The sequence below is a fragment of the uncultured Gemella sp. genome, assembly GCF_963515875.1.
Taxonomy (GTDB): Bacteria; Bacillota; Bacilli; order Staphylococcales; family Gemellaceae; genus Gemella.
Map to the genome: position 1 here is coordinate 22,560 of NZ_CAUPZX010000022.1, position 6,699 is coordinate 29,258.

Below are 6,699 nucleotides of genomic sequence, written 5' to 3' on the forward strand. Positions count from 1 at the left end.
TATGAAAAAGAGTTAAAAAACAATAGAAATAAATTACGTAATTCCGACTGCATCTCATGATTTAGTGAGATGGGGTTGTTTTTTATTATTTTAAGATTCACCGAATCCGATAGCGAAAATAATTTCCTTATCACAAATTAAAAGAAAAATAAACTTAATATTCAGAAAATATTGACTTTAAGAGAAAAACACGTTAATATAGTTAAAAATAGGAGAGTAGGTTCTAGAAAAATAGTAGAATTTGATGAAGAAAATCATCGTAAATTGGATAATAAATTAGTAAAATAAGAGGAAATATTATGAAAGAGATAATTAGTGTTGAGAGTCTTAGTAAAGATTACAGAATAAAAAATAGAGTTAGCTTTTTTAATACAGAAAAGACAGTTAAACAAGCGTTGAAGGATATAAATTTTAGTATTAAAGAAGGAGAAATTGTAGGATACATAGGAAATAATGGAGCTGGGAAATCTACAACAATAAAATTACTGTTAGGAATACTAACTACTACAAAAGGTTCAATAAAAGTGTTCGGTAAAGATCCGTTTGTAAACAGGCAAAAAAATGCTAAAAACATAGGTGCACTATTCGGACAAAAATCACATTTATGGTGGGATTTACCACTAATTGATTCTTTTGAGTATTTATCAAAAATCTATGAAGTAGATAATAAAGAATGGTTAGACTATTTGATAACAGAATTAAATGTAAAAGAGTACTTATATCAACCAGTAAGGCAACTATCTTTAGGTCAAAGAATGCGTGGGGAGTTTATAGCTAGTATTATTCATAAACCTCAACTGGTGTTCTTAGATGAACCGACAATCGGTTTAGATATAGAAACAAAGAAGAAAATTATGGAATTAATACTAAAAATAAATGAGAAGTATAATACTACTATCATACTAACAACCCATGAGATTTCTGATATTGAAAAAGTATGTAAGAGAATGATTTTGATAAGTGATGGAGAAATTAATTATGATGGTGAAGTGAAGAGCTTCAAGCAAATTTTTAATAAATATAAAAAATTAAAAATGTACGGAAAGAATATAGTAGATTTAGCTAAAGAAGGAATATTGCCTTTACGTACAAATATTGATTCTAAAGAACTTGTTTTTGATGAAACTAAATTTAATGTGTTAGATATAATAAAACTACTACCGAATGAAAGTATTATTACACAAACTGAAGTATTGGACTTAAATCTACAAGAAGTATTGCTTGTGAAAGATAAGACGGGTGATAAATATGAATAGATTTTTTGCTTATACTTTATATCAATATAAAAGTTTATTACAATACAAATTTAATACAGTAATGCAGATAATTGCATCACTTTCTATGGTATTAATACAGTATAGTATCTGGATATATGTTGAAAAATACAATTCTAAAAATATTGATGAAATAATAACTTATGTTCTGTTTGCGATTATTTTACAAATAGTTTTACCTATAAAAATAACTACTAATTTTGTATCTGAGAAGATTTTAAAAGGTACTATTATTAATTATTTGAATAAGCCTAATAGATTAATAGTTATAACGTTTTTCACTACTTTAGGAAATTTTCTCTATAAATTAAAATTTCAAGTACTGCCGATTTTAGTTATTTATATTTTACTGTTTTATAATTTAATATTTAGAACTATATCTCTTAAGAGATTTGTACTTTTTATATTCGTGTATATTTTGAGTTATATTATTGCTTTTTTATTAGGTTATATTATTGCATTATTATCAACAGTATTTATAAGAATAAACGGTGTATCTGAATTAGTCAATGCTCTTCTTATTATTTTCGGTGGAGGGTTGCTACCTTTAGATTTATATCCGAAACTATTATTAAGAATATCAGAGGTAACTCCATTTTACGCTGTAATGTATGCACCTATTTCTATTATTGTACATGATAATGATTTAGGAAAAGTCTTATTTATTCTTGGTATACAGATGTTTTGGTTAATCATATTATTGATAATTTCAAAAAGACTATCAAGATATGTATTTAATAAGTTTGATATAATGGGAGGTTAATATGAAGAAACATTTATATTTATATGTAGAGTTTTTTAAAATGGATGTAAAAAGGATATTGAGTTATAAACTAGATTTTATTATAGGAAATTTTGGTTATTTACTAGATACTCTTACAACATTGTTTGTATTACTTATTACGCTTAATTATACAGAATTAATCGGTGGCTTTTCTTTATATCAATTGTTGTTTTTATATGGTTTTCTAACATTAACATCGGCGTTATGGGAATTTTTCTTCGTTACAACTTTAGAAGTCCCATATTTAATTCAAACTGGGGAACTTGATTTGTTTTTATTAAGACCACTAAATATTCTTTATCAATTTATTATTTTTCAATTAGATGAGGAAGCTTTATTTGAGCTAATTACAGGTATAGTAATTGTGATTTTTTCATTGTATAACTTAGATATTGATGTAAATTATTTATTTATAATAAAATTCATTTTGTTTACAATATCTGCGGTTTTGGTAAGAGAGGCTATATATTTAGCATTAGTATCGATTAGTTTCTTTTCGATAACAAATGATGGTATAAAATCAGTTTTATGGCAATTATATCAATTAGCAAATTATCCAGTTAATATTTATCCGTGTTTTATTAAAGTAGTACTAATAATTATTCCATTCGCGTTTGTGGGATATTTCCCAGTGGTAAATTTAATAAATTCGCATGATAGTTTTAATATAGAAACATGGTTTTTAATATTATTTGGACCGCTTCTACTTATATTAATCTATAAAACAATATGGAATTTCGGATTAAAAAAATATCAAAGTACAGGATCATAATAGTTAAGAAGGTTAGAGAGTTATAAGAAATAAGAATAAAGTGAATCACATAGGAGGTGTTCTTTATAGAATTTAATGTTAAATTAGTGAGAAGTTTGTATTTATGTTTGAATTTAATTTTGAGTGTTTTATATTCATACATAACGGTGAAATTTATATCAGTATATAATTTTCCTATATATTTTATTTTGTTAATAACGACTTTGATAGAAATATTTATTTTCTTAGACACTAGTTATTTCAGATTATTAACTAGTATAAAAATAAAGTATTTTTATTATATATTAATAGCTTTTTCAGTAGTAGTGTTTATTCTTAAAAATAACATAAATTTATACTATGTCTTAACATTTTATTTTGTTTATTACTTATTAATATCGATAGTGCTACTTAATTACAATTTATTTGTAATAGAGGAAAGTAAATCTATCAAAGCTGGAGTGACAGATATATCATTATATAGCAACTTGTCTAAATTGCTTGGTTTTTCTTTAGGTAGTTATATTTATAAGGTGAATATTGATGAATATTTAATAGTATTTATAATTATGTTTGTATTATTTTCAAGTTTTAAAATAAATAATTTTAAAAATGAAACTGAGAAAAATTCTGAGAAATTAGTTTTTAATAAGCTGAAAAGAAAATATATTATTATCAATACAGCGTTATTATCAGGAGCAGCAGTGTTTTTTATACCGTTGTTTATAAAACAATTAGCGGCTAGGAATTTAATACAGTATTCTAGTATTATATTTTTTATACCAGGTCTAACAGTAGTTTTATTTTTAATACTTACTAAGAAATATGATATAAATTTAAATAAAATACTTATGTCTTACATAATTTTGGATATAGTATTCTTTATATTGGTTATATGTGAGGTGTTTTTATCATTACAAGTAATATTATTATCTTTAATAGTGGCACTTGGGGTATCAATCAGTATAAAATTAAGAACTAATTTCATAAAAATTAATGATAAAGACTATAGAAAAAGTATAGTTCAAATTTTTCGAATAAGTGCACCTGTATTTACTATTATTTTAAGTTTTGTAGGATTATATGTAGAAAACATTGCTTATTATATTTTATTAATAAATGCAATTTCGGCTATTCATGTGTTGTATGTGAATTTAAGAAATAGAGAGCATACTTTATTAGATTAAGGAAAAGTTTTTAGAAAAAATTTTAAAAATGAAAAATTAATAAAACAATGTATACTTAGTTTTTTTTAGAAATAGCTAGGTGTACATTGTTTTATAAAAGTGTATATAATAACTCATAGACGTGGGGGATTTACTATAAAAATAAAGAATAATTTTTGGAAAGCGTTTTTTATTTTATTGCTTTTATACAATGTTTATATTACAATAATACTGTAAAAGTATACAAAAGCATAAGGGAGGGAGTTAAATGGTAAAACTATTAACAGTAAAAGATTTAGCATATAAATATAAAAATTCTAGTGATTACGCGATTAAAAATATTTCTTTTTCTGCGGAAAAAGGCGATATGATTGCACTTATAGGTAAAAGTGGTTCAGGGAAAACTACGATAATTAATTCTACATTAGGATTGTTTTCTAATATCGAAGGTGAGGTATCTTTCGGTGAAGGAGTGTCTGTTCAAGATGTGGACTACTGTATGCAAAATCAATCAGTAGATTGGTACTTAAATGTATACGACAATATTTATATGGGGCTATTATACTCTCAAAATACTATTAGTAAGAAAAGTGTAGATGATATTATCGCTGTTCTAGGTTTAAAAGGTAAGGAGAAATCTGACCTAACTGAATTATCTGGTGGACAATTGCAGAGAGTACAAATAGCAAGAAGTCTAGTATCTAATTCAAAAATATTATTTTTAGATGAACCTACTACAGGATTAGATGTAGTATTATCAAAAAATATATTAGAATACATAAAAAATAATAATAAAGAACATGCTGTATTTATATCTTCTCATGATTTAGATCTTATAGAAAAGTATTGTAATAAGATAATTTATATAAACGACGGGGAATGTTTATACTTTGGGGAAATGAGCACATTCTTAAGAGAATATAATAAAGAAATAGTATACAATATTTCTTACAATGGTGAATTAAGTAAAGATATAGTAGAGAAATATAAAGATACTATTACAATCGTTGATGATAAAAATTTAAAAATTTTCTTGGAAAAAGAAGAGGAAATTTCGAATGTATTAAAATTATTATTGGCAGAAAATATTACAATAGGAAGTCTACAGAAAGAAGAAATTACCTTGAAGAGAATATTGGAATTGGAGGAGTAATTATATGAAAAATGTAATTAAGAATTTTTGGGCAACATCGTATATAGAATATAAGGCGATTGAAAATAATAAGCAGATTATATATACTCAGCTTATGGTTCCAATTTTGTACTTTGTATTTTTTGGATTTGGGATAGGGAACTCTTTTTCAAGTTTAGCTTTTAAAGGAGAAAATGTTAGCTATATTGAATATATTTTCGTTGGAATAATTGGAGTAATACTAAATTCTCAGATGAATCAGTCGGTTTATAGGGTGAATTTAGACAAAAAATGGGGACTTCTAGCGTATAAAAGAATAAAAGGAACATCAGCTATTTCTTATTTTTTAGGGAAATTAGTATTTCCATTAGGAATCACAATAGTACAAGTATTACTAATCTACTTTTTATCGTTCTTCTTAGGGATAAAAATACAAATAATTCCTTTCTTAAAAGTATTAATTATTGTAATTATTAGTCTAGTATTTTGGTTTTCTCTTGGGGTTATTATCTCATTAGGAACTGTATCATATAGAACTAGAGATCTTATCTTAGGAACATTATTACTACCGATAATTTTTGCTGCACCGACTTTTTATAGTTTAGACAATTCTAAGGTGCTATACTATATATCAAAACTTAATCCATTAACTTACCAATTAACGAGTATGAGAACTATAATTTTTGATATGGATCTTGATATAAATACTTATGTTACAATATTCTTAAGTCTAATAATGTTTGTTTTAGCAATAAGCGTGATAATAAGATCAGAATTATTAGGTGATGAGAGATAAAACAATGTACACTTAGTTGTGATAGAGTCGACTAAGTGTACATTTGTTTTTATGTAAAATGCATTATCGAGATTTTCGTATTGATAACATTGTATTTTCATATTAAAATAATGGTGTAAAGTTTAATAACACTATAAAAATAAAATTATACAGAATATAAAATTTTCTACATACATAATAGGAGGTATTGATAATGGACAGTACATTAGGATCTATAGTTGCAACTATAACTATTGCTTTTCTATATTTTATGTTTAGAAGAAATTCTCAATCTATTTTCAAAAAGAATAAACGACAATTACTGGTGGAATTGATACCGACAGTTATATTTTGTATTTTCTTTCCAAAGGTGATCAAAATTGCTATAATTTTTTTAGTAGTTGAGATTATTTTATATATTATAGACTGTCGTGATGAGAAGAAAAATTCTACGAAATAAAAATATATGAATTGAAAAATTTAAACCAGTTTATGGCTGATTGTTATAAACTGGTTTATTTTTTAGATTTTATAATAGATGTGAAATGTGATATGATTTTTCCTTTTTCACTATAAGAGAGTAGTGATATCTGATATAATGTAAAGAAGTGAAATATATAAATTGATAAGATTATAGATTTAATGAAATCTACTAAAGGAGCTTTTGTATGATAAAATTAGTTGTTACAGAAATAACAACGTAAAGTAGGATACAATTGAACGATATAAAAGGCTTGCTATTAAGGAGTTTCAACGAATTAGATGAGAATGATAAAATAAGAATGTACAGTTTTGACAAAATAAAAATGTACAAATA

The 6,699-nt window shown here is 24.8% G+C and carries 7 protein-coding genes; all 7 read left to right on the forward strand.

Going from position 1 to position 6,699, the window contains the following annotated elements; all coding sequences use genetic code 11:
- The first annotated feature begins 299 nt into the window (after positions 1–299).
- The 7 genes from RWL85_RS05095 to RWL85_RS05125 all read left to right on the forward strand — a co-directional run bounded on the left by RWL85_RS05095 (position 300) and on the right by RWL85_RS05125 (position 6,342).
- On the forward strand, positions 300–1,256 hold the full coding sequence (locus RWL85_RS05095; RefSeq protein WP_314085654.1) for an ATP-binding cassette domain-containing protein: 957 nt from the start codon (positions 300–302) through the stop codon (positions 1,254–1,256).
- Positions 1,249–2,037, forward strand: coding sequence for an ABC-2 family transporter protein (locus RWL85_RS05100; RefSeq protein ID WP_314085657.1), 789 nt, complete (start codon positions 1,249–1,251; stop codon positions 2,035–2,037). The genes RWL85_RS05095 and RWL85_RS05100 overlap by 8 nt, the downstream gene beginning before the upstream one ends.
- Before the next feature lies 1 nt (position 2,038).
- A complete protein-coding gene (locus RWL85_RS05105) occupies positions 2,039–2,830 on the forward strand; it encodes an ABC-2 family transporter protein (RefSeq protein ID WP_314085659.1) in 792 nt (263 codons plus the stop codon).
- 440 nt (positions 2,831–3,270) lie between these two features.
- On the forward strand, positions 3,271–3,996 hold the full coding sequence (locus RWL85_RS05110; protein WP_314085661.1) for a hypothetical protein: 726 nt from the start codon (positions 3,271–3,273) through the stop codon (positions 3,994–3,996).
- A gap of 247 nt (positions 3,997–4,243) precedes the next feature.
- Positions 4,244–5,128 (forward strand): ABC transporter ATP-binding protein, encoded by an 885-nt coding sequence (locus RWL85_RS05115; protein ID WP_314085663.1) that lies wholly within the window; start codon positions 4,244–4,246, stop codon positions 5,126–5,128.
- Between the two features lie 4 nt (positions 5,129–5,132).
- Positions 5,133–5,903, forward strand: coding sequence for an ABC transporter permease (locus tag RWL85_RS05120; RefSeq protein WP_314085665.1), 771 nt, complete (start codon positions 5,133–5,135; stop codon positions 5,901–5,903).
- 193 nt (positions 5,904–6,096) lie between these two features.
- Entirely contained in the window at positions 6,097–6,342 is a 246-nt protein-coding gene (locus RWL85_RS05125) for a hypothetical protein (RefSeq protein ID WP_314085668.1), read from the forward strand.
- The last annotated feature ends 357 nt before the right edge of the window (positions 6,343–6,699 follow it).

Bases quoted from the DNA above. Each gene is read 5' to 3' on its own strand.
- RWL85_RS05105 (WP_314085659.1), top strand. From the start codon at position 2,039: ATGAAGAAACATTTATATTTATATGTAGAGTTTTTTAAAATGGATGTA.
- RWL85_RS05115 (WP_314085663.1), top strand. From the start codon at position 4,244: ATGGTAAAACTATTAACAGTAAAAGATTTAGCATATAAATATAAAAAT.
- RWL85_RS05125 (WP_314085668.1), top strand. From the start codon at position 6,097: ATGGACAGTACATTAGGATCTATAGTTGCAACTATAACTATTGCTTTT.
- RWL85_RS05120 (WP_314085665.1), top strand. From the start codon at position 5,133: ATGAAAAATGTAATTAAGAATTTTTGGGCAACATCGTATATAGAATAT.
- RWL85_RS05100 (WP_314085657.1), top strand. From the start codon at position 1,249: ATGAATAGATTTTTTGCTTATACTTTATATCAATATAAAAGTTTATTA.
- RWL85_RS05095 (WP_314085654.1), top strand. From the start codon at position 300: ATGAAAGAGATAATTAGTGTTGAGAGTCTTAGTAAAGATTACAGAATA.